17 protein-coding genes are annotated in these 20822 nt (G+C 69.5%); 7 read left to right on the top strand and 10 right to left on the bottom strand.

Annotated elements, in window-relative coordinates; translation table 11 throughout:
- Positions 1-275: 275 nt before the first annotated feature.
- The 3 genes from ACZ48X_RS14070 to mutS all read right to left on the bottom strand — a co-directional run bounded on the left by ACZ48X_RS14070 (position 276) and on the right by mutS (position 7372).
- The gene (locus ACZ48X_RS14070; RefSeq protein WP_336349109.1) at positions 276-2261 is read right to left on the bottom strand and encodes an AMP-dependent synthetase/ligase; all 1986 of its coding nucleotides are present in this window, start codon (positions 2259-2261) and stop codon (positions 276-278) included.
- 133 nt (positions 2262-2394) lie between these two features.
- Positions 2395-4356, bottom strand: a complete 1962-nt coding sequence (locus ACZ48X_RS14065; RefSeq protein WP_336349110.1) for an AMP-dependent synthetase/ligase — start codon at positions 4354-4356, stop codon at positions 2395-2397.
- A gap of 286 nt (positions 4357-4642) precedes the next feature.
- Positions 4643-7372 carry a DNA mismatch repair protein MutS gene (mutS, locus tag ACZ48X_RS14060; protein ID WP_336349111.1) on the bottom strand — a complete coding sequence of 910 codons (2730 nt, stop codon included), beginning with the start codon at positions 7370-7372 and terminating at the stop codon, positions 4643-4645.
- Between the two features lie 289 nt (positions 7373-7661).
- Here mutS and ACZ48X_RS14055 point away from each other — a divergent pair, with 289 nt between their 5' ends.
- Together ACZ48X_RS14055 and ACZ48X_RS14050 are read left to right on the top strand one after the other, a co-directional pair.
- Positions 7662-7856 (top strand): hypothetical protein, encoded by a 195-nt coding sequence (locus ACZ48X_RS14055; protein ID WP_336349112.1) that lies wholly within the window; start codon positions 7662-7664, stop codon positions 7854-7856.
- Between the two features lie 75 nt (positions 7857-7931).
- Positions 7932-8492: a response regulator gene (locus ACZ48X_RS14050; RefSeq protein WP_336349113.1), complete on the top strand. Its 561-nt coding sequence runs from the start codon at positions 7932-7934 to the stop codon at positions 8490-8492.
- Between the two features lie 48 nt (positions 8493-8540).
- On the opposite strand, the gene thiD is transcribed toward ACZ48X_RS14050, so the two are convergent.
- Positions 8541-9974, bottom strand: a complete 1434-nt coding sequence (gene thiD / locus ACZ48X_RS14045; RefSeq protein WP_336349114.1) for a bifunctional hydroxymethylpyrimidine kinase/phosphomethylpyrimidine kinase — start codon at positions 9972-9974, stop codon at positions 8541-8543.
- A gap of 114 nt (positions 9975-10088) precedes the next feature.
- Positions 10089-11105, bottom strand: coding sequence for an AIR synthase family protein (locus ACZ48X_RS14040; protein WP_336349115.1), 1017 nt, complete (start codon positions 11103-11105; stop codon positions 10089-10091).
- Positions 11106-11243: 138 nt separating this feature from the next.
- Here ACZ48X_RS14040 and ACZ48X_RS14035 point away from each other — a divergent pair, with 138 nt between their 5' ends.
- Positions 11244-11915 carry a bacterio-opsin activator domain-containing protein gene (locus ACZ48X_RS14035; protein ID WP_336349116.1) on the top strand — a complete coding sequence of 224 codons (672 nt, stop codon included), beginning with the start codon at positions 11244-11246 and terminating at the stop codon, positions 11913-11915.
- A 31-nt stretch (positions 11916-11946) separates the two neighbouring features.
- Here the strand turns inward: ACZ48X_RS14035 and ACZ48X_RS14030 are convergent, their stop codons facing one another.
- From ACZ48X_RS14030 to citZ, 4 genes are all read right to left on the bottom strand, one after another.
- Positions 11947-12387, bottom strand: a complete 441-nt coding sequence (locus tag ACZ48X_RS14030) for an arsenate-mycothiol transferase ArsC (protein ID WP_336349117.1) — start codon at positions 12385-12387, stop codon at positions 11947-11949.
- The gene (locus ACZ48X_RS14025) at positions 12384-12779 is read right to left on the bottom strand and encodes an ArsR/SmtB family transcription factor (protein ID WP_336349118.1); all 396 of its coding nucleotides are present in this window, start codon (positions 12777-12779) and stop codon (positions 12384-12386) included. Before ACZ48X_RS14025 ends, ACZ48X_RS14030 begins: the two co-directional genes overlap by 4 nt.
- Before the next feature lie 605 nt (positions 12780-13384).
- Complete coding sequence (locus ACZ48X_RS14020) at positions 13385-13843, bottom strand: pyridoxamine 5'-phosphate oxidase family protein (RefSeq protein ID WP_336349119.1); 459 nt, start codon at positions 13841-13843, stop codon at positions 13385-13387.
- 218 nt (positions 13844-14061) lie between these two features.
- Complete coding sequence (citZ, locus tag ACZ48X_RS14015; RefSeq protein ID WP_336349120.1) at positions 14062-15198, bottom strand: citrate synthase; 1137 nt, start codon at positions 15196-15198, stop codon at positions 14062-14064.
- Positions 15199-15398: 200 nt separating this feature from the next.
- Between citZ and ACZ48X_RS14010 the strand changes: the two genes are divergently transcribed.
- Positions 15399-16754 carry a potassium channel family protein gene (locus ACZ48X_RS14010; protein WP_336349121.1) on the top strand — a complete coding sequence of 452 codons (1356 nt, stop codon included), beginning with the start codon at positions 15399-15401 and terminating at the stop codon, positions 16752-16754.
- Positions 16755-16948: 194 nt separating this feature from the next.
- On the opposite strand, the gene ACZ48X_RS14005 is transcribed toward ACZ48X_RS14010, so the two are convergent.
- Positions 16949-17941 (bottom strand): DUF7536 family protein, encoded by a 993-nt coding sequence (locus tag ACZ48X_RS14005; RefSeq protein WP_336349122.1) that lies wholly within the window; start codon positions 17939-17941, stop codon positions 16949-16951.
- A 132-nt stretch (positions 17942-18073) separates the two neighbouring features.
- Between ACZ48X_RS14005 and ACZ48X_RS14000 the strand changes: the two genes are divergently transcribed.
- From ACZ48X_RS14000 to ACZ48X_RS13990, 3 genes are read left to right on the top strand one after another with little or no spacing between them, the layout of a single operon-like run.
- Positions 18074-19030 (top strand): succinylglutamate desuccinylase/aspartoacylase family protein, encoded by a 957-nt coding sequence (locus ACZ48X_RS14000; protein WP_336349123.1) that lies wholly within the window; start codon positions 18074-18076, stop codon positions 19028-19030.
- Position 19031: 1 nt separating this feature from the next.
- A complete protein-coding gene (locus tag ACZ48X_RS13995) occupies positions 19032-20156 on the top strand; it encodes a pyridoxal-phosphate dependent enzyme (RefSeq protein ID WP_336349124.1) in 1125 nt (374 codons plus the stop codon).
- Positions 20157-20185: 29 nt separating this feature from the next.
- Positions 20186-20719, top strand: coding sequence for an NUDIX hydrolase (locus tag ACZ48X_RS13990; protein ID WP_336349125.1), 534 nt, complete (start codon positions 20186-20188; stop codon positions 20717-20719).
- The last annotated feature ends 103 nt before the right edge of the window (positions 20720-20822 follow it).

Genomic DNA, 20822 nt, shown 5'->3' with positions numbered 1-20822 from the left:
ACCGAACCCCGATAAATCAAACCCCTCGTTACCAGTCCGCACGGTCGAAAGAAATCGCACGCAGGCGTCGACGGCCACAACACCCATGCGTTCCTTTCGTGAGCAAGGTCGGCGAATCGCACCGTCGACGAACCCGCACCGACCGCGCGCGAAACCGTCGTCACGGACCACCGCTCGCGGACCACGGCACGCACCGGAGCGTCGACCGGTACCACACCACTCGCACGCTCAGACCGCTCGCACAGCGCCGGCTCGCGTCCGCACGTCGCACTCACTCACGCCTCGACGCGCGCCTCCTCGTCCGCGTACATGTCCTCGACGAGGTCCTCGTAGCGCTCGTGGATGTTTCGACGCTTCTTCTTCAACGTCGGCGTCAACAGGTCGTTGTCCTCCGTGAACTCCTCGGCGACGAGCCGGAAGTCCTTGATCGTCTCGTGCTTCTCGAAGCGCTCGTTCACCTCGTCGACCGCGTCCTGCACGAGTCCACGGACCGTCTCGTCCGCGACCATCTCCGCCGGGTCCGAGGGCACGTCGACGCCCTTCCGCGACGCGACCTCACGAACGCCCTCCGGCGCTATCACGAGCAGCGCCGACACGAACTTCCGCTGGTCGCCGACGACCATGCACTGCTCGACGACCTCCGAGGACACGAACGCGTCCTCGATCGGCGCCGGCGCCACGTTCTTCCCCGTCGACAACACCACGAGTTGCTTCGCGCGCTCGCGGAACACGAGGTAATCGTCCGGTCGCTCCGTCACGATGTCGCCGGTGCGGAACCAATCGTCGCCGTCGTCGTCCGCGGGCGTGAACGCCGACTCCGTCGCCTCCGGCTTGTTCCAGTATCCCTCGGTGACGTTCGGCCCACGGATGAGGAGTTCGCCCGTCTGCCCGAGCGCGTCGTCGAACTCGCCCTCCGGCACCACCGACTTGTCTATCTTGTACTCCTGGTCGACGATCGCCGGCCCGATCGTCCCGATCTTCACGTCCTCCGCTGGGTTCGCCGCGACCGCCGGCGCCGCCTCCGTCAACCCGTACGCCTCCAGGATATTGAGGCCCATCCCGTGATAGAGCTGGTTGAGGTCGTCGCTCAACGTCCCACCGCCCGAGAGGAGCGCCTCGATGTTCCCACCGAGCCCCTGCTTTATCTGCTGGAACACGAGCTTGTCCGCGAGCCAGTACTTGAACCGGAGACCGGCACCCGGCCGCTCGGTGCGGTACACCTCGCGGGAGACGTCCGTCGCCCACTCGAAGATGCGTTCCTTCAACGCCGACTCGCGCGCCTGCTCGCGGATGCCGTCGTAGAGCTTCTCGTAGACGCGCGGGACGCTGTTGGCGACCGTCGGCTCGAGTTTCGGGAAGTCCTCCTTGAGGGTGTCCGGGCTCTCCGCGAACCCGACGCACACACCGAGATTGTACATGAAGAAGTGACCGGCGTGCCGTTCGAGAACGTGCGCGAGCGGGAGGAACGAGATGGAGACAGAGTCCGGCCGGACCTGCGGGACCGAATCGGGTTTGTCCGGTCGCGGCCCGTACCGCGTCACCATCTGATTGATGTTCGCGCGGAAGTTCCGATGCGTGAGCTGGACGCCCTTCGGCGGCCCCGTCGTCCCGCTCGTGTACACGAGACTCGCGAGGTCCTCGACGTCGCGGTCGTCCAGCCACGACTGGTACTCCGCCTCGTCGAACCGTTGTCGTCCCTGCTCGTAGACGTCCGCGAGCTCGTAGACGCCGTCCTGGTCGTCGTACTCCGCGGGCAGCTCGTCGAGCGAGACGACGAACCGGACGTCGAGCACGTCGGCCACCTGGAGGACGCGGTCGAGGAGTTCGGCGTTCTCGACGACGACGCCGGACGCCCCCGAGTCCGAGAGCAGGTACCGGACCTGCTCGGGCGACGACGACTTGTACACCGTCGTCACCACGCCGCCGGCAGCCAGAAGCGCGAGGTCGCACTGCGCCCACTCCATGCGGGTGTCCGCGAACATCCCGACGCGCTGGCCCGGTTCCAGGCCGAGCGCGCGGAATCCCGCGGCGAGCGACCGGACGATTTCACGCATCTCCTCGTAAGTCAGCGTCGCGTACTCGCCGTCCGGCGCCGCGTCGACAGCGTCCGTGTTCGCGAGCGACCGCTCGTACACCCCACCCTTGTACTTCTGCGCCGGGTCCGACAGGTTCCGGCCAGCGGACCGTTCGAACATCTCCGCGAGCGTCTCCATCCGAACGTGCTCCCCATCGTGCGCACGCTCGGCCTCTTGCCAATCCATGCCGGCAAAGACGTGGGGGCCCTCAAAAAGACTTGTAGCCGATGAATGACATTAACTCGCACGCCGAGAGCGGTGACCCACCGTCCACGCCGAACCGACCACCACGAACACCGCGACCGCGAGCGGTCGGCGCTTACTCGTCGTATATCGACGCGACCGCGTCCGCGTACCGCTCCAGGATGTTCCGGCGCTTCTTCTTCATCGTCGGCGTCAACATGTCGTTGTCCTCCGTGAACTCCTCGTCGACCACGCGGAACTTCTTGATCTGCTCGTATGACTCGAAGTCCGGGTTCACGCGGTCGACCTCCTCGCTGATACGGTCGTGGACGTACTCGTGCTCTGCCGCCGCCGCGTCCGCCTCGGGCAGCGCCACGTCGTCGTCGACCGCCTGCTCGCGGAGGTACTCGAAGTTCGGCACCATCAGCGCACCGACGAACTTCTCGCCGTCCCCGACGACCATGCACTGCTCGACGACCTGCGACGAGGCGAACGCGTCCTCGATCGGCGCCGGCGCCACGTTCTTCCCCGTCGACAACACGAGGATCTGCTTCGAGCGCTCCCGGAACTCCACGAACCCGTCCTCGCGCCGATGCACGACGTCACCCGTCCGGAACCAGTCGTCGCCACCGTCGTCGGCGGGCGTGAACGCCGCGTCGGTCTCCTCGGGCTTGTTCCAGTACCCCTCGGTGACGTTCGGCCCTCGCGCCAGCAGCTCGCCGACCTCGCCGGGGTCGTCGGCGAACGGCGCCTGCTCGACCGCCGCCTCGTCCACCCGCAGTTCGACGCCCGGGAGCGGATACCCGATCGTCCCGATCTCGGGTTGCTCGGGCGGATTCACCGTCAACACCGGCGCCGTCTCCGTCAACCCGTACCCCTCGAGGATGGGGAGCCCCATCCCGTGATAGAGCGCGCAGAGTTCCGCGGAGAGACTCCCACCGCCCGAGATGAGCATCTCGACGTTCCCACCGAGCGCATCCCGGACCTGCTGGAAGACGAGGCGGTCCGCGACGCTCGCCTTCGCACGCAACGCCAACCCCGGGTCGTCGGTCGTATGGTACTCGACGCCGACGTCCGTCGCCCAGTTGAAGATGCGTTCCTTCACCGACGATTCCGTCGCCTGCTCGCGGATGGCGTCGTAGATCTTCTCGTAGACGCGCGGAACGCTCGTCGCCGCCGTCGGCGACACGAGCGAGAAGTCCTCCTGGAGCGTGTCCGGGCTCTCCGCGTACGCCACGCACGCACCGGACCCGAACATCAGGAAGTGCCCCGCCAGCCGCTCGAAGACGTGCGCGAGCGGCAGGTACGAGACGGCGCGCGTATCCGCGTCGATGCTCGGGAGGCCCTCGCGGTCCGGACGCGGCCCGAACCGCTTCCGGATCATGTTCACGTTCGACCGGAAGTTCCCGTGCGTGAGTTGGACGCCCTTCGGTTGCCCGGTCGTCCCGCTCGTGTAGATGAGGCTCGCCAGGTCGTCGAACTCGCGCGCATCGACCCACTCCAGATACGTGTCCTCGTCGAAGTGCTTCGAGCCGAGGTCGTGGACCTCGTCGAGCGTGTAGATGTCGTCGCGACGCTGATGTCGTCGCTCCTCGAGCGTACTCATCGAGACGATGAACTCGAGGTCGAGGTCGTCCTCGACCGCGATGACGCGCCGGAGCATGTCCTCGTTCTCGACGACGACCGACGTCGCGTCCGGGTCCGACAGCAGGTACCGAACCTGGTTCTTCGACGACCCGGCGTACACGGTCGTGACGACCGCGCCCGCCGACAGGAGCCCGAAGTCGCACTGCGCCCACTCCATGCGGGTGTGCGAGAACAACCCGACGCGGTCGCTCGGCTCGACGCCGAGTTCACGGAATCCGGTCGCGAGATGCGCGACGATCGTCCGCATGTCCTCGTAGCTGATGGCACGGAATTCACCGTCCGGCGCCCCCGGGAGCACCGATTGCGTCATCGCACGGTCGTACACGCCGCCCTTGTACATCTGCGCGGGCCGGTTCGCGTTCCGCTGGGCGCTATCTTCGAACAATCGTGCGAGGTTCGTCTCCCCTGTGACCTCGTCCTCGTACTCCGTCTCCGCGTCCCGCCAGTCCATACCACACGATTATCCACCCAGGTACGATAAAACCCCTGAACCGAACGACCGTTTACGCACCGCGGCTTCAAGTCGGAAGCCGCGGCCAACGCGAGCGTGCCCTGACCCGTCACCGCGCGTCGACCCACCCCCTGCCGCGAGGCGAACGAACGTGACCCTCGACGCCCACCCCGGGCCAGCGCGACGACTCGACGCGCGACCCACATCACCCAATAGTCGCCCGCACGCCCCCAGGGACAGCCACCGCGACCGCTACTCGCCGTCGTCACCAACCTTCCAGCGACCGCTACTCGCCGTCGTCCAACCGCTCCTGCCACGCCTGCACGCGAGACAACAGCTCGACCGGTGCCGTCGCCGCCACGTCCACGTCCGCGAGTTCCGCGAGCACCTCGCGCTCGCGTTCGCTGAGCGCATCGTCGCCCTCGCCAGCGGTGCGCTCGCCGGCCACGTCGTCGTCCCGCGCCTCGACCACGTCGTCGCCACCGGTCGCGTCCGCGGTCGTCGCCCCGCCGTCCGCCGACGCCGACCCTGCACCGTCGTCGCTCGCGCGGAGACTCCCGCTCTCGAGGTCGAACACGACCTGCTGGGTCCCGCCACCCGTCCCGCCGTCGCTCCCGCGCGCCTCGATGGCCTCGTCCTCGCGTAGCCTGTCGAGGACCTCCCGAGAGCGGTCGACGACCGGACTCGGCACTCCAGCCAGGTCCGCGACGTGCACGCCGTACGAACGGTCCGTCGGGCCCTCGCGGACGGTCCGGAGGAACGTGACGTCGCCGTCGCGCTCGTCCGCCGCGACGTGCACGTTCACCACGCGTTCGAGGTGGTCGGCGAGCGTCGTCAGCTCGTGGTAGTGCGTCGCGAACAGCGTCTTCGCGCGCACCTCGTTGTGGAGGTACTCCGTCGCCGCCCACGCGATACTGATGCCGTCGTACGTCGCCGTACCGCGGCCGACCTCGTCGAGGATGACGAGCGATTCCTCGGTGGCGGTGTGGAGGATGTTCGCGAGTTCGGTCATCTCCACCATGAACGTCGACCGGCCCTGCGCGAGCTCGTCGAGTGCGCCGACCCTGGTGAAGACGCCGTCGACGACGCCGACGGTCGCGCCGTCGGCAGGCACGAAGCTCCCGACCTGCGCGAGCAGGACGACGAGCGCGGTCTGGCGCATGTACGTGGACTTCCCGCTCATGTTCGGGCCGGTGACGACCGCGAACCGCCGGTCGTCGTCGAGGTGGAGGTCGTTCGGCACGAACTCCGTGGTCTGCTCGACGACGGGGTGTCGGCCGGCGTCGACGTCGAGGACGTCCTCGTGCGTGAGTTCGGGGCGCGTCCAGTCGTTCGCGACGGCGTGCTCGGCGAAGCTCGCGAACGCGTCGACGCGCGCGAACGCTCGACCGACGTCCTGCAAGAGTGCGGCGTGCTCGGCGACCTCCTCGCGAAGGGTCTCGAAGCGGTCGCGTTCCAGGTCGCTCCGGCGGTCCTCGAGCTGGACGAGGTCGCGCTCGCGTTCCTCGAGTTCGTCGGTGACGAACCGCCGCGAGTTCTTCAAGGTCTTCACCTCGCGGAACCGCTCGGGCATCCGGTCGGCTTCGCTCTTCCCGACCTGGACGTACCAGCCGTCGGTCTTGTTCCGGTCGACGGTGACGTGCGTGAGTCCCGTCTCCTGTTTGACGGTGGCTTCGAGCGTGTCGAAGTACTCCTGGGCGGCTTCGTGGCGGTCGCGGGCGTCGTCGATGGCGTCGTCGTAGCCGCGAGCGAAGATGCCGCCCTGGGTCGTCGTCTGCGGTGGGTCGTCGACGAGTGCGGCGTCGAGTTCGTCGTGGAGGTCGGCGGCGCGCTCGCGGGTATCGGCGTCCAGCACGGTGGCGAGCGGGCTGTCGGCGAGCGTCGGGTCGTCGACGATGCGGTCGTGGACGACGGGGACGAGCGCGAGCGTGTCTCGGGCTCTCGCGAGGTCGCGTGGGTCGGCGCTCCCGCTCGTGGCTTTCGACGCGAGGCGTTCCAGGTCGTAGGCGTCCGCGAGGTGTTCGCGGAGGCCGTCGCGCGCGAGTGCGGCGGTGGCGAGTGCGTCAACGGCGGCCTGGCGGTCGCGGAGCGCGTCGACGTCGCGACGCGGGCGCTGGAGCCACGCGGCGAGCAGGCGACGGCCGGCGCTCGTGACGGTGTGGTCGACGGTCGCGAGCAGCGACCCCTCAGAGCCGCCCTGCATCGTCTCGGTGAGTTCCAGGTTCCGCTGGGTGGTCGCGTCGAGCGTGACGCGGTCGTCGTCGGCGAGCGTCCGCACTCGCGTCATGGAGGCGAGCACGCCGGCGTCTGTCGCGTCGACGTACGCGAGGACGGCGCCGGCGGCGCGGACGGCGGCGTCGGTCGCGCCGACGCTCTCGAACGTCTCCCGCCCGAAGTGCTCGCGGGCGACGTGGGTCGCTCTCCCGGGTGCGAACGCCTCGTCGTCGTGGAGCGTCAGTCGGGCGTCGGTGTGGTCGCGGAGTCGGTCGAGGGCGTCGTCGTCCCTGACGCCGGGGCCGGGGATGATCTCGGCGGGGTCGAACCGGTAGCATTCCGAGAGGGCGGCGTCGACGTCGTCGGTGCTGGTGACGACGAACTGGCCGGTGGTGACGTCCGCGAACGCGAGGCCGTACGCGTCGCCGTCGTCGACGATGGCGGCGAGATAGCGCGCGTCCGCGTCGGTCGTCTCGAGGAGCGTCCCTGGTGTGACGACGCGCGTGATGGCGCGTTCGGGGCCGTCCGCGCCGTCGTGCTGGTCGGCGACCGCGACGCGGTACCCGCGCTCGACGAGGCCCTTCAGGTACGGCGTGAGGTCGGCGACGGGGACGCCAGCCATCGGGTACGACCCGCCCTGGCTGGACTTCTCGCTCGTCTTCAGGTCGAGTTCGTCCGCGACGAGTTCCGCGTCGTCGCCGAAGAACTCGTAGAAGTCACCGACCTGCATCGCGAGCACGTCCGCGTCGGTCTCCTCTTTGAGTGCGAGGAACTCGCCGACGATTCCCGTCGCCGCTGGCATACGCGTTCCTCAGTTCCGCCGGGCGTAAAACCGCTCCGTTCCGCGGAACGTAGTCGTCGGTTCGAGTCGGCGAGGCGTCGAGGGCGTGGGCGAGGGTGAGGTCGTTGGCGAGAGCGAAGGCGAGGGCGAGGGTGAGGTCGTTGGCGAGGCGTCGAGGGCGTGGGCGAGGGTGAGGTCGTTGGCGAGAGCGATGGCGAGGGCGAAAGCGCGAGCGATGGCGAGGGCGAAAGCGCGAGCGATGGCGAGGGGGTCACAAGAGTTAACTCGGGTGCGAGCACCGGTTCGGGGTATGGCTCGCGGTGGGAACGACCACGACCGGAATCGGCTGATTCGCGCTCTCGTGTACTTCCTGGTTGCGTTCGTGGCGACGCCGGTTCTCGGCGTGGTGTTCCGCGTGGAGGTCGGCATCTCGTTCCTGATGGGTGGGGCGCTCGGAATATGTCTGGTCGTGGCCACGTTCGTGCTCGCGTCGACCGGACTCTGAACGCCACCCACCCGCGTTTGTTTATAAACATCTGCCGTATAGTTCATGGTTAGTGGCCCTGTATGTCGGCCGTACATGACTGAGGACGCGTGCGTGCTCGTCGTCGACGACGAAGTCCGGCTGGCCGACATGTTCTCGCGGGTGGTGGGACGCCGACACGAGACACGGACGGCGTACAGTGGCGAGGAAGCCCTGGAAGTCGTCGACGACGACGTCGACGTCGTGCTCTTGGACCGGCGGATGCCCGACAAGACGGGCGACGAGGTGCTCCGCGAGGTGAAGGCGGCTCGCGTGAACTGTCGCGTCGTGATGGTGACGGCGGTCGACCCGGAGATGGACGTCCTGAAGCTCCCGTTCGACGATTACCTCTGCAAGCCCGTCGAGACGGACGTCCTCCTCGACGTGGTCGACCAGCAACTGGAGGCCCAGGCGTACGACGACCGTCTCACGGAGTACATGAGCGTCGTCGCGAAACTCGGCGTCCTGGAGGCGACCGCGGCCGAACGCGACCTCGTCGACCGGGACGCGTACGGCGAGTTGAAGACGCGGGAGGCTGCGCTCCGCGAGGACCTCGAGGACGCCCTGGACGAGTTCGACGACGTCGCGCGGGCGTTCCGAGCGATTCCACGCGCGTGAGTGTGTAGTCGTCGTCCACGCGCGTGAGTCGTCGCTCTTCTCGGCGTGTCAGCGTCGGTCGGCGAGCGTCGTGAGTCGGTCGGCGAGCGTCGTGAGTCGGTCGACGAGCGCGTCGGGCGTCTCGGTCGCGAGTTTCGTCATCGGTTCCTTGCCGTGTGCGCCGCGGTCGACGACGGCGACGGGCCGGTCGTCGTCGCCCCGGTAGGCCTGGTCGGCGCCCCAGTCCATCGTCCCGGGGGCGTCGGCGGGTTCGTCGCGGCGGTCGTACTCGCTGACGGGCCAGTCGAGGGCGTCGAGCGCGTCGGCGACGCGGTCGTCGTAGCGGACGTTGACGGCGTACCGGAGTTCGGGGTGGTGTTCGCGAGCGGCGAGCAGGAATCGAGCGACGTGACTGGAGGCGCCGGGGCGGACGCCACCGGTCGCGCGCACGCCGCTGTGGGTGGTCGCGAGGCGGCCGTCGACGGCGACGGTGTCGGCGACCCGGTCCGCGTGCGGTGGGGCGCCGACGACGTTCGTGCCGACCTCCGGAAGGAGTGCGGCGACGGGAGCGGTCGCGTTCTCGAGCCTGGCGACGACGCGCGAGACGTCGCGAGCGACCCGAGTGAGGTCGGCGCTGGTGCGTGCGTCGACGAGGTGCTGGACGCTCCCGGCGCCGTTGCCGACGTCGTGATGGTAGCGGACGGCGCGCTCCAGGAGGTCGGTCGCGGCGTCGACCGCGTCGACGAGGACTCCGTCGTCGGCGTTCTCGGCGGCGTCGCGTGCGAGGTGGGCGGTGATGGCGGCGGAGAGCGTACAGCCGGAGCCGTGTGTGGCGGCGTCTCGGATGCGCGGATGCTCGAACGTGTGGACGTCGTCGTCGGTGACGAGGACGTCCGTGACGATATTCGAGTCGGTCACGGAGCGGTCGGTCTCCTGTGCGTCCTGGCTGTCGTTGAGGTGGCCGCCGGTGACGAGGACGGCGTCGACGCCGGTGTCGCGGATGGCGAGTGCGGCGTCGCGAGCGTCGGCGACGGTGTCGACGTCGCGGTCGGCGAGCACTGCGGCTTCGTCGACGTTCGGGGTGGCGAGCGTGGCGTCCGCGAGGAGGTCGTGGTACGCGCGTTCGGCGGTGCGGTCGAGGAGGCGGTCGCCGCTGGTCGCGACCATCACGGGGTCGACGACGACGGGCGCGTCGAGTGCGGCGAGCCGGTCGTGGACGGTCTCGACGACGTCGGCGGTGGCGAGCATCCCGGTCTTCGCGGCGGCGACCGCGAAGTCGTCGGTGACGGCGTCGACCTGGGCGGCGACCTCGTCGGTCGGGAGGACGTGCGTCGATTCCACGCCGCGCGTGTGCTGGGCGGTCGCGGCCGTGATAGCGCTCGTGCCGTGGACGTCGTGCGCGGCGAACGTCTGGAGGTCCGCCTGGACGCCAGCGCCGCCACCGGAGTCGCTGCCGGCGACGGTGAGGGCGACCGGACGTGTGACTGGTGCAGGCTCACGCATACGCTAATCACCAAGTGGTACCACCTTGTCGTTGTCGGTCTCGGTGATTGAATCGTCGTCGCCGAAGCCGCCGGTGCCAGGCTCGCACCTACCCGCCCGCCAATTCCGACCGCGTCAACCGTCGCCGTACTCGGCCGAAAGCGCCTCGAACGCCGCCCAGGACGGGTCGACGTCCGGGTGCTCGAGGCGGTCGCCGTCCACGAAGACGCCGTCACCATCGCTGACGCGCCCGATCTCTGCGGCGGTCGCGCCCTCGTCGCGGAGCGCCGCGAGCGCGCCGTCGACGGCTTCCGGCGGGACGGCGGCGACGAGCGTCCCCGCGGACGTACACGCCCACGGGTCGACGTCGAGGTCGCGACACGCCGCCTCGACGCCGGGCATGAACGGGACGCGCTCCCGGTCGACGTCGATGCGGACGCCAGCGCCCGCCGCCACCTCGTTCAGCGCGCCAGCGAGCCCGCCCTCGGTCGCGTCGTGCATCGCGTGCACGTCCGTCGCCGCCGCCAATCGAAGCGCTTCGCGGACGCACGACGCGTCGTCGAGCCGCGACTGTGCGTCCGCAAGCGTCGCATCGTCGAGGTCGAACCCCTCCGGGTAGAGCGTCGTGAGGAGACCCGTCGCTTCGGCCGCCGGCCCGTTCGTCACGAGCACGCGGTCGCCCGGCCGAGCCCCGTCCGGTCGGACGACGTCCTCGTGCTCGCCGACCGCCATCGCGGTCGCAGCCCCCACCCACGGGAACGAACACCCCCCGTACCGCGCAGTATGCCCCGTGAGGACGCTCACGCCGAGGTCTCGGCACTCCGCGTCGACGGTCTCCCAGACCGCCGCGAACGCCTCGTCCGTCATCTCCGGCGGAAGCGAGAACGAGACCGCGAGATGACTCGGTGGGATACCCGAGACCGCGACGTCCGCGAGCACGATGGAGAGCGCGAACTCCGCGGCGCGCTCCCAGCCGAGCGCCGGCAGTATCGAAACGGGGTCCGTCGCTGCGACCAGCGCCGTCCCGTCGACGTCGAGCACGCCGAAATCCACGCCGTGTTTCGGGCCGAGTGCAACGTCGTCGCGCGAAGCACCGAGGTGATCGAGGACGTGCGCGTCGAGGAAATCGCGGTCGACCTTCCCGAGGTCCATGCCCGTACTCGCGTCGGCGCCCCGATAGCCGTGGCGATTCCCACCCCCACGTCACTCGCCAGCGATTCCACCGCTTCACGGCCGCCTCTCGGCCCGTCAGGGGCAATACGTATCACGTCAGAAACCCTCTCTTCAGGAATGAGCGTCATCGCAGAGTTCACCGCCGACGGCGACGACTTCGTCGTCGGCCGGGCGCTCGCCGTCTCGCACGGCTCGACAGTCGACCTGGAGTGCATCGTCCCGATCGACGACGGGCTGTTCCCGTACTGTCGCGTTCGCGGTGAAGCCGACCCCGCGGTGTTCGCCGAGACGCTCGCCGCGAACCCCGCGGTCGACGCCGTCGTGCTCGTCCCCGACGAGGACGACGGCGACCTCTACCGCGTCACCTGGAGCGAGAACGCCGTCGACGACCTCCTCGAACTCCTCATCGAGCACGAGGGACAGGTGCTCGCCGCGAGCGCGCGCGACGGCCGCTGGCGGTTCCGCCTGCGGTTCCCGTCCACCGGGCTGCTCGCCGACTTCCAGCGAACGACCACCGACGCCGGCATCCCGCTCGAGGTCGGTCGCGTCTACACCGCCGCGGAATCGACGGACCCCGACTTCGGGTTGACGACCGCGCAGGTGGACGCGCTCGTCACCGCCGTCGAGACCGGGTACTTCCGCGTGCCACGCGGCATCTCGACCGCGGACCTCGGCGCGTTACTCGGTATCAGCGACCAGGCGGTATCCGAACGCATCCGCCGGGGCGTCGAAACCCTCGCGCGGAACGCGCTGAACGTCCCGGACGGCCAGCGAGACGGGAGTCGCTGAGCACGCGCCGTCGTCGGGGTTCGTCCAGGACTCAGTTCGCGGCCGCGAGCTCGTCGAACAGCGAAGCGACCCGCTCGGCGATCTCGTCGCGAATCGCGACCGCTTCCTGGCGCGTCGCGTCGTCCGGGTCGTCCAGTCCCCAGTCGCGGTTCTCGCCCGCCCACGACGCCGGACAGACGTCCTCGGCCGCACACCCCATCGTGACGACGTAGTCGCACGCCTGTATCTCGTCGAACGTCACCTCGCGCGGGGTGCGGTCCGCGAGGTCGATGCCGACGTCCGCCATGACGTCGACGACGACGTCGTGCACGTGCTCGGCGGGGTCCGTACCGCCAGTGACGATACTGACGTCGCCGTCGAGGTCGCGCTCGGCGAGTTCGCGCTCGGCGAACGCGGTCGCCATCTGACTTCGCCCCGCGTTCTGCACGCACACGAACCCGACAGTCGTCACCGCGTCGGCATCGTCAGTCATCGCACGCCCTCCGCGGTCGCGTCGAGCGCGTCGAGCAGCGCCGTCGCTCGCTCGGTCGTCTCGTAGTACCGCCATCGACCCTCCTTCCGCCGGTCGAGTAGTCCCGCCGTCGTCAGGTCACTGAGCGCGTGACTCACCGCACTCTCGCTCACCGACAGGAACGGCGCGAACTCGCAGACACACAACTCCTCGCCCGCCGCCTCGAGGATGCGGACGATGCGGTAGCGCGTATCGTCCGCGAGCGTCCGGAGCACGTCGAGGTCCCGCGCCCGCGACCGCTCGTCCGCCGTCGCCGCGAACCCCGACAGCTCGCGACGACGCGCCTCGACGTCCGACGGACAACACTCGTCGTCGGTCGCCGCCACGAACCGCTCCAGCCTGCTAGTAGACATACTCGAACACTTGCACACTCGTTCAATCAAGCTACCGGTTCGCCAACGACACCACCAACCCACCACCCTCCACCCCGAACGACACCACCGAGCCAGTGCCACGCAGACTCCCGCAACCCTCAAATCCCAACATCGCCTCCAGGACTCGAAGGAGGTGAAGCAACCAATGACGTGTCTCCGATGCACCCACCCCACAAACCACACGGGCGGGTCCACACACTGCACGCACTGCGGCTGGCGCGAATCCAGCGGCGCAGATTAAGCAACCATCTTTTTACCGACCATCTTTTTACGTCGTCGGGTCGCCTGCGGCGACCGCTCCTCGTAAAAACATGGGTGAAAAACACCCGGGCCTCGCGACGCTCGGCCCGGTGAACCGGCGGCTTCGCCGCCGGACGCTTCTCCGACACCGCACCGCGACCGCAACACCGACCGCCACCGCAACAGCAGCAGCAGCGACCGCCACCGCAACAGCAGCAGCAGCGACCGCCACCGCAACAGCAGCAGCAGCGACCGCCACCGCCACCGCGACCGTGGAGGTTTACGTCTCGTGTAAACCTCATGGTCGGTGACGGTGGCCGTCACCGGGTCGGGCCAGCCGTCGGTCATTCCTCGGGGTCGACGACCTCGGTCGCGCCGTCGAGCGGCGTCCGGCGACCCGTCACGCTCTCCGCGTCGAACCGGTACAGCGCCGCGTCGAGGTCCTGCACGGTCTCGCCGAAGATACGCATCGGCCCGAACCGCTCGTTGATCGTCGTCGCCGACGCTTCTCCCTCACGGACCAGGTCGCCGCGGAGCAGCACGCTCCAGGACTCCGACTCGCCCGCACCGTACACCACCAGCGACGCGGACGTCGTCGCCTCCAGGAACTCGAGCTTCTCGCTGCCCTCGCGCTCCCCGAGCCGCACGAACACGTCATCCCCGTCGTAATGCACGTGCACCGGGACACCGTACGCCTCACCGCCATCCGCGAGCGACAACACCCCCGTCTCCGCTCGCGACAGATACTCGCCGACCTCCGCCTCGTCCATCCCGAGCGTATACACGTACTCGACGTTCCTCATACCGACCACTACGCCCGCCACGACCATAGCACCACCCCACGAACCCACCCCGCGAGAACCACCACCAACAGCACCACTCCAGAACAGAACCAGCCCAAGAACACAGCACCGCTCGGCCAGAAACGGCGACCCCGCAATCAGAAACAGCGACACCTCGGCCAGAAACGGCCGCCTGGCGGCGGCCGTATGCTCGTGCAGTCAGTCAGTCAGTCAGTCAGTTACCGCTCGCCGAGCGCGACGAAGTCCTCGTGTTCGCTGCCGACGTAGCGGGCGCGCGGCCGGATGAGGCGGTTGTCCTCGTACTGTTCGAGGACGTGCGCGATCCAGCCGCCGACGCGACTCATCACGAAGATGGGCGTGTAGATGTCGATGGGGATACCCATCTGGTAGTACGTCGAACTCGAGTAGAAGTCGACGTTCGGCGCGAGGCCCTTCTCGTCCATGATGTACTCCTCGATGCTCGTCGAGTACTCGTACCACTTCAGGTCGCCCGCCGCCTCGCCGAGCTCCTTCGAGCGTTCGCCGAGGATCTTCGCGCGCGGGTCCTTCACGTTGTAGACGCGATGCCCGAACCCGGGGACGCGACGGCCTTCGTCGAGGAGGTGCTCGACCCACTCCACGGGCTCCATGTCCGTATCGTCGAGTTCGAGCAGCGCCTCCATGACGTCCTGGTTCGCGCCGCCGTGCAGGCTCCCGGAGAGCGCGCCGATGGCGCCCGGGATCGACGAGTGGAGGTCCGCGAGCGTCGACGAGATGACCATCGACGTGAACGTCGACGCGTTCAGGCCGTGGTCGGCGTGGAGGACGAGCGCCATGTCGAACGTCTCCGCGAGCACGTCGTTGGGCTCCTCGCCGTTCAGCATGTAGAGGAAGTTCGCGGCGTGAGACAGGTCCTCGCGCGGCTCCACGATCTCTTCGCCGTTCCGCACGCGGTCGTACGCCGCGAGAATCGTCGGGATCTTCGCGGTGATGCGGCGGCCCTTCCGGAGGTTCGCCTCCCGGTCCGTCGGGTCCGCGGCCGCGTCCGGGTCGTACGCGGAGAGCTGCGAGACGCCTGTGCGAAGGGCCGCCATCGGCTCCTCGTCCTGCTCGGCGAGCTCGCGGACGGTGTCGATGACGCCGTCGTCCACGTGGCGCTCCGCCGCCATCGTGTCGCGGAACTCGTCGTACTGCTCCCGATTCGGGAGCTCCCCGTGCCAGAGGAGGTAGAGGACTTCCTCGTAGCTGGCGCCGCGAGCGAGGTCCTCGATCTCGTACCCGCGGTAGATGAGTCGCCCTTCGTCGCCGTCGATGAAGCTCAGCGCCGATTCAGCGACCAGGACGCCCTCCAGCCCCTTCTTCAACTCGTCAGACATACCGTGAACCTTGACGGGGGTGGCCGAAAAGGGTTGTCGTTCACGACGTAAGCCCCGCGAAGTCGGTTGTTCGGCGTTTCACTACGAATCCAGTTCTCGGTCGGTCGCCGCGGTCGTCGCAGCGAGAGCGCGGCGGCGGTGCCCGGTCGGCGTCGACGCGCGGGCGAACGCTTTTTTCGCGGCCCAGCGTTGGTCCGGGTATGACGGGGAGCGTCGAGTACGAGCCGGTGAGCGTGAAGGCGGTGCTCGCGGAGATGAAGGACACCGCGGAGCTCATGATCGACCTGTCGTACTCGGCGGTCCTGTTCGGGAGTCCCGCGGTCGCCGAGGAGGTATTAGCGCTCGAGGACCGCATGGACGTCCTCCAGATGCGAGCGCGGATGAGCCTCCTCGTGGCGGCGCGGAGCCCGGAGGACGCGGAGGCGCTCGCGCCGGTGCTCGCGGTCGTCGGCGCGACCGAGAAGATCAGCGACGCGGCGGGGGACATCGCGAAGGTCGTCCTGGAGGAGATCGGACTGCCGGACGCGCTCCGGTCGGTGCTCCCGGAGGCGGTGGAGACGGTGGCGCGCACGGACCTCGTTTCGGAGTCGCGGTACGCGGGTCGCTCGCTCGCGGACGTGAACCTGGAGACCGAGACGGGCGTCCGCATCATCGCCATCCGGCGTGGTGGGGGGCGCGCGCACGAGAACGACGGCGCGTCGACCCCCCGGGACGACGAGTCAGGGGGTGCGTCCACGACGCGGGAGGCGGCGAAGCGCCCGGCGAGCCGCGGCGACTGGCTCCTGAATCCCGACCGCGATACCGTCCTCCAGGCGGGGGACGTGCTCGTGCTCCGTGGGCCGGACGAGCAGTTGGCGGCGGTCTCGGAGACGGCGTCGGGCGAGCCCTACGAGCCGCCGGCGGACGTCGAGGCCGGTATCGACGACCTGGAGCGCGCGGTGGACGCGATCGTCCTGATGAAGAACGTGAGCGAGGTCGCGGTGGACCTGGCGTACGGCGCGGTCCTCTACGACAGCACGGCGCTCGCGGAGGAGGTCGCGGAGCTGGAGGCGGAGGTCGACGCGCTGGAGTCGCGGTTCGAGGCGTGGACGCTCCGCGCCGCCGCCCGCGTCGACGACCCGGTGTCGCTCCGCGGGCTCGTGCATCTCGCGGGGTCGACGGAGGTCATCAGTGACGCGGCTCTGGAGATCGCGGAGGGCGTGCTGCGCGGCCTCGGCACGCACCCGGTGGTCGCCGAGGCGGTGTTCGAGAGCGACGAGGTCGTCGTCCGCCTGGAGGTGGCGACGGGGAGCGAGCTCGCTGGGTCGACGCTCGGCGAGCACGAGGTGGCGACGGAGACCGGGATGCGCGTCGTCGCGGTCCGGCACACCGCCGCAGACGGCGACGGTGATGGCGACGGTAGCGACGACGGAGACGGTGACGGCGGCGAGTGGGAGCCGTCGCCGGGGCCGACGACGACGCTCCACGCCGGCGACGTGTTCGTCGCGAAGGGCACGCGAGCGGGCGCGGAGCGACTCGCGGCGCTCGCGGGCGACGATTCTCTGGACGTGGACTGACTGACTGACTGACCGTTCGAGCGTACGGCCGCCCCCAGGCGGCCGTTTCTTGTCGATAGCTTGACTGACCGTTCGAGCGTACGGCCGCCCCCAGGCGGCCGTTTCTTGTCGATAGCTTGACTGACCGTTCGAGCGTACGGCCGCCCCCAGGCGGCCGTTTCTGTCTGCTGGGCCGCCGATCGGTGTTTCGGGTCTCAGACGGGGCGTTCGGGGTACGTGCCGGGGTCGCGGGCGACGGTGACGCCGAGGAGTATCCAGGCGAGGCCGGGGAGGACGAGCAGCGTTATCGGCGTGAGGAGGGGTTCCGTCGCGACGAGCCCAGCAAGTCCGAGGGACGCGCCAGCGAAGGCGCTTGCGCCGGTCGTGAGGGGCGTATCACGGGTTCTGCGGTGGACGGCGAGCGCGAGGGCGGCGGTTCCGGCGGCGAGCGCGAGCGCTCCGCCGACGAGGAACCCGGCCCCCGTCACGTTCCCGGGAGTCGCGCCGAGGAACGCCTCGGTCTCGAGGAACGTCGCGACGTGAACGAGGGCGATGCCGACGAGCGCGAGGACGGCGCCGGCGTTCGCGACCCGCGGTCGCGCGAGGACGTGGTCGAACACGTCGGTCCCGTCGCTGTCGAGCGAATCGGTTCCGTCCCCGTCGGCGCTGCCGGTGCGGGCGAGCGCGCTCCACGCGCCCACGGCGAGGACGAGCACGGGCAGCGGGAGCGTCGCGAGGACGAGGGGTTCGACGCTCGCGGGCGCGACGTCGACGGTGACGGCGAGCGCGAGCGCGCCGGTGAGCGCCCACCACGCGCCGCCGACGGCGGCGACGACCGCGGCGCGGCGCGTCCACTTCGCGTAATCCATGACGCGGCCGGCGACCGCGCGAACCGCGAGCGCGCTCGCGACGAGGAGCGTCGCCGCGGTCGCGACGACGAACGCGAGCGCGACGTACAGAATCGGGGATTCGGCGCGCGCTGGCGTCCCGGGGTCGACGAGCGGGAGGACGACGAAGAACCCGAACACGACCGCGGCGAGCGAGAGCCCGACGGCGAGCCCGCGCTTGGCGTGGTCGACGACGCCGAGCGCGTCGACGAGGCCTGCGACCGGCGCGCGGTCCGGGCGGTCGTCGACCGCGCCCGTCCCACCGTCCCTCGCGGCGGACTCCTCGGCGTCCGACGACGACGTCGACGAAGCGTCTGGCACGCGCGACCGTAAGGCTGGCGCGCACAAAGCCCCGACGATTCCCGAGGCCGACCGCACCCGCTCGACGCACGCCACCCCGACAGCCCCCGGGCATCCGAACAATAAAGACGCGTCGTGCGTTCCGTTCCGGTAATGACGACGCTGGGCAGCGCGACGGCCGACCCGGGCGAGGTCGACACCGGGCGGTTGACCGTCGGCGAGACGCGAGACGGCAGCCCCATCGGGCTACCGGTCTGCGTCATCAACGGCGCCGACGACGGACGAACGCTCTACATGCAAGCGGCGAGCGACGGCGACGAACTCAACGGCGTCGGCGTCCTCCGCGAGGTCGTCCCCCGAGTGGACCCGAGCGAGCTCGCCGGCGAGATACACATCGTCGGGATCGTGAACTATCACGCGTTCCAGGTCGCGAAACACCGGAACCCCATCGACGACACGAAGATGAATCGCGCGTACCCCGGCGACACCGAGGGGTCCTCGAGCGAGCGCATCGCCGCGGCGACGTTCGACGTCGCTCGCGACGCGGACCTCGTGCTCGACCTCCACCAGGGGTCGACGAGTCGGATGATAAACGAAGCGCGCGTCCGGTGTGGGCGACGGCATCGCCTCCACCAGAAGTGCCTGGAGCTCGCGAAGGTGTTCGGCGCCGGGCACATCCTCGACCAGAAGGGCCCGGACGGCCAGCTGGCGCGCGCCGCGCCCGACGAGGGCGTCCCCACCATCGACCCCGAGCTCGGCGGGAGCGTCGGGTTCGACGAGGAATCGATCCAAATCGGGGTCGACGGCGTGTTCAACGTCCTCCACTACTACGACTTCATAGAGGGCGACGTCGAGCGGGCGACGCAGACGCGCGCGAAGAGCTTCGACCAGTACGGCTCGCCCGCGGGCGGCCTCGTCGACTTCCACGTCGACCTCGGCGCGGACGTCGCCAGGGGCGACCGCTTGTTCACCGTCACCGACCCGTTCGGGACGCGGAAGGCCGAAGTGACCGCCGACTCCGCGGGCGTGTTCTGGCGGACGCGACGCCTTCCGCAGGTCGCGTCCGGCGAGTACGTCTGCTCGGTCGGCACCGACATCGACTCCTACTAACATGGTACGCGACCTCACCTGTCCGAGCTGTAACGAGACGTACGACGCCGGCGCCGAGGAACCCTGGCGGTGCTCGTGCGGGCACGCCCTGAACCTCGTCGACCAGCCGGTCCCCGGCGGCGACCCCCTCCCGGTCTCGCAACTCGACACGCGACGGGGCCTGTGGACGTTCCACGAGTTCCTCCCCGTCGAGCGTCGCGTGAGCTTCGACGAGGGGTTCACGCCGCTCGTCGACGCGCCCGACTGGGGCGCCGACTTCAAACTCGAGTACCTGTTCCCCTCCGGGTCGTTCAAGGACCGCGGCGCGACGACGACGCTGTCGCGCGCGGTCGACCTCGGCGTCGACAAGGTCGTCGAGGACTCCTCCGGGAACGCGGGTGCGGCCATCGCGACGTACGCCGCTCGCGCCGGCATCGAGGCGGACATCTACGTGCCGGCGGACGTCAAGCAGTCGAAGCTGATGGCGATCCAGCGCGCCGGCGCGCGCCCCGTTCGCGTCGAAGGCTCCCGCGAGGACGTCACCGCGGCCGCGATAGACGCGGTCGAGAACGGTGAGGGCTGGTACGCGAGTCACGCGTGGAACCCGGCGTTCTACGCGGGGACGATGACGTTCGCGCTCGAGCTCGTCGCGCAACGCGACTGGGAGGCACCGGACGCGGTCGTCCTCCCCTGCGGGCACGGGACGCTCCTCCTCGGCGCGTACCGCGGGTTCGACGTCCTCGCGAAGGCGGGCATCATCGACGACGTACCGCCGCTGTTCGCCGCACAGGCCGCGGGGTACGCGCCCGTCGTGGAGGCCCGCCACGGCGAACTCGGAACGACCGAAGTGCACGCGGACGACGAACCCGAAGCGCCGAACGAGATCGCGGACGGCATCCAGATCCGCGAACCGGCTCGCATGGACGAGATACAGCACGCCATCGAGTCCTCCGGCGGTGACGCCATCGCACTCGGCGAGAACATCGTCGAGAACACGCTCGACGACCTCCACCGCGACGGCTTCTACGTCGAACCGACGTGCGCCGTCGCACCCGCCGCCCTCCGGAAACTCCAGGACGCGGACGTCCTCCACGCGGAGCACGACGTCGTCGTCCCGCTCACCGGCAGCGGCCTGAAGACGCTCTGAATCGCGGCCGAACTCCTCTCCCCCCATCGATGACCACCTACGAAGCGACGTACTGTCCGCGCTGTGGCACCGAACTCGGAACGACGCACGTCGACGGCCGCGACCGCCAGTACTGCGCGTCCTGCGACCGCGTCGAGTGGCGCAACCCCGTGCCGTGCGCGGGCGTCGCCGTCGTCGACCCCGAGCGCGGCGCACTCCTCACGCGTCGCGACGTGGAACCCGGCGTCGGCAAGTGGACGCTCGCCGGCGGCCACATGGAGGTCGAGGAGTCCCCCGAGCGCGCGGCCGCCCGGGAACTCGCGGAGGAGACGAACGTCCGCGTCGACCCCGAGGACCTCGACCTGCTGGACGCGTACACGCTAACGCGAGGGGACGGGAAGTACGTCGTCTCCATGGGATACGTCGTTCACGCGCGCCACGCGACGGGCACGCCCGAACCCGGCCCCGAAGTACAGACGGTCGGCTGGTTCACGCCGGACGAGTTCGCCGCCAGCGACCACCGATACCTCGAACCGCACGACCAGCGCTTCGAGCGCGCCTGGACGCACGTCACCGAGGACTGACCGAGCACACCCCGTGTCGCGTCCGAGCGTTCAAATAGGATGCCGCGGCGACCGCCCACGATGCACTGACGAGTCGGTCGCGTCGCCCGAGACGGGAGCGTGA

The sequence above is a fragment of the Halorubellus litoreus genome (genome assembly GCF_055378595.1).
The sequence above is the reverse complement of the archived record's forward strand: the minus strand, read 5'-3'. Positions and strand labels throughout refer to the sequence as shown.